Below are 1,815 nucleotides of genomic sequence, written 5' to 3'. Positions count from 1 at the left end.
CAGCCGGAAGGTCTTGCCGAAGCACTTAAAGCCGTGGCGCAGCACATGCAGGGCGTTCTTGGAGGCCAACTCCTTGAACAGCGCACTCAGCAGCACCTCGCCGGCCTGGTCGCCGTGGAGCTTGACCAGGGACTGCCAGCGCTGCGGCTGGCTGGCCTGGATAAAGGCGATCACCTCGTCGGGGAAGAGCGCGCGCGCCGGGTCGAAGCCTTGGGGGGCGCCCTGCTCATAGCCGCCGTGCTCGGTCAGCGACTGCTCCATGGCCTGTTCGAAGTAGATTTCCTGGTGCATGGGCTTCTCCGGTTCAGGCCACCTTGATCTGGCCGGTGACGGCGTTGGTGATCAGGGCGGAGCGATACTCTTCCAGGCGCTCAATTGCCTTGCCTATTTTTCTTGACACCCCATGCAGTTTCGCTTGGCTTTCCTGGAGTGCCAGCGCGATCTCTCGCTGCTCGGTTACTGGAGGAAGCGGAACGCATAGGTTTTCGACTTGACTACAAGTTATTGCTCCTTTTGTGCTGCCTCCCCCGTCACTCTCACTTCTTAGGTAAAGGTAAGCTCTTTCAAAAATGGCATAGAGGTAATCAATATCAATAACTCGCTCATCAGGTTTCACGAATACTAAATGCTGATTTATTGTTGCTTGAATCTCTAGCTTTGTGGTCATCCCTCGCGTCTTTCCCTGACCAGTAATTCCTAGCAGAATTGCGGGTGGATCAATTATCGGCAGATGGCATTCACGCAATGCCAATTCTGTAACGAATTGATCTGCTTCGGTTGCTGACCCTTTATTCACAACCCCGCTATTCAACCAAGGATAGTCACCGCCAACCCAATAATCCGCATTTTCCCGACTCGGCGTGGAGCCATTCCCAACTGCTGCGAAGAACTTAACGCGCGAGGCACGCCAATGCGCCGGAATCTCCCCCAGCCACTCGATGCCGCTGTCTTTCATGGGGGCATCGGGATCAAGCCCCTTGGTGACGGCGCGGGTGATCAGGGCGGTGCGCTTTTCGGCCAGCCGGTCGCGCAGGCGGCGCTTCCTGGCGATCAGGGTGTCGATCTCGGCGGTCTTGCGGTCGAGGAAGGTGGCGATTTTTTGTTGTTGTTCGATACGAGGGAAGGCGATCGGCAGGCGCACAATATCGGATGCATTGGTTGCCGGATAACTTACCCCGACGGATTGCGCCACAACAGCATTCACGAAGGCATCCGAAGTTGCGAAATAGCCAAGGAAGTTGGCATCGATAGTTGAGCTGGGACGCAGCACGGCAAACCCGGTGGAAGCAACCAGATTTTCGGGCGGTTCGCGAACTACCGTAATGGCCCGCAGATAGGTGCGTACTGTAGAAACCAGCGTGTCACCAGGCCTGACTAAACGGCGAGCTCGGGACGGGGCATCCTCGAAGGAAAATTCCTCAGTATCCACTATTCCCTGCCCAAGGGAGACACTGGAAATATCGGCGTAAGTCATCCGCCAATCAGGGTCGGTCGAATCGGATAGCGCCTCGGGGTTCACTCTCACCACATGTTTCAACGGCTTCACCTGCCATCCCGCAGGTAATCGGCCAAGCCAATTCAATGCTTCCTGAGGAAAAGCGGCAACGCTCATTTGTCACCCTCCTTCTTGATCCGCTCCTCCAGCGCCTCCAGCTCCCGCAACTCCTCGGCATCGGCCTCCAGCGCCTCATCCCGTCGCCGCCGGGCATCGAACTGCTCGTAGCGCTTGTGGGCGATATGTTCCATGCGGTCGCGGCTGATGCTGCCGGCCCCGTCGAGAATCGGCCGTTCGTTGAATTCCAGCAGCCGGTCTAC

2 protein-coding genes and 1 pseudogene are annotated in these 1,815 nt (G+C 57.2%); all 3 read right to left on the bottom strand.

Annotated features, from left to right (window positions below; all coding sequences use genetic code 11):
- Positions 1 to 291 (bottom strand): hypothetical protein (locus G7A99_RS19020; RefSeq protein WP_163143139.1); only part of this gene is annotated, 291 nt, incomplete at its 3' end.
- Positions 292 to 304: 13 nt separating this feature from the next.
- Positions 305 to 1,612 (bottom strand): restriction endonuclease subunit S, encoded by a 1,308-nt coding sequence (locus G7A99_RS19015; RefSeq protein ID WP_163143136.1) that lies wholly within the window; start codon positions 1,610 to 1,612, stop codon positions 305 to 307.
- Positions 1,609 to 1,815: pseudogene (locus tag G7A99_RS19010) on the bottom strand (virulence RhuM family protein); the annotation flags it as partial. The gene G7A99_RS19015 and the pseudogene G7A99_RS19010, both read right to left, overlap by 4 nt.

The sequence above is a fragment of the Arhodomonas sp. KWT genome, assembly GCF_010993615.1.
The sequence above is the reverse complement of the archived record's forward strand: the minus strand, read 5'-3'. Positions and strand labels throughout refer to the sequence as shown.

Coding starts and splice junctions, on each gene's coding strand:
- G7A99_RS19015 (WP_163143136.1), bottom strand. CDS start 1,612: ATGAGCGTTGCCGCTTTTCCTCAGGAAGCATTGAATTGGCTTGGCCGA.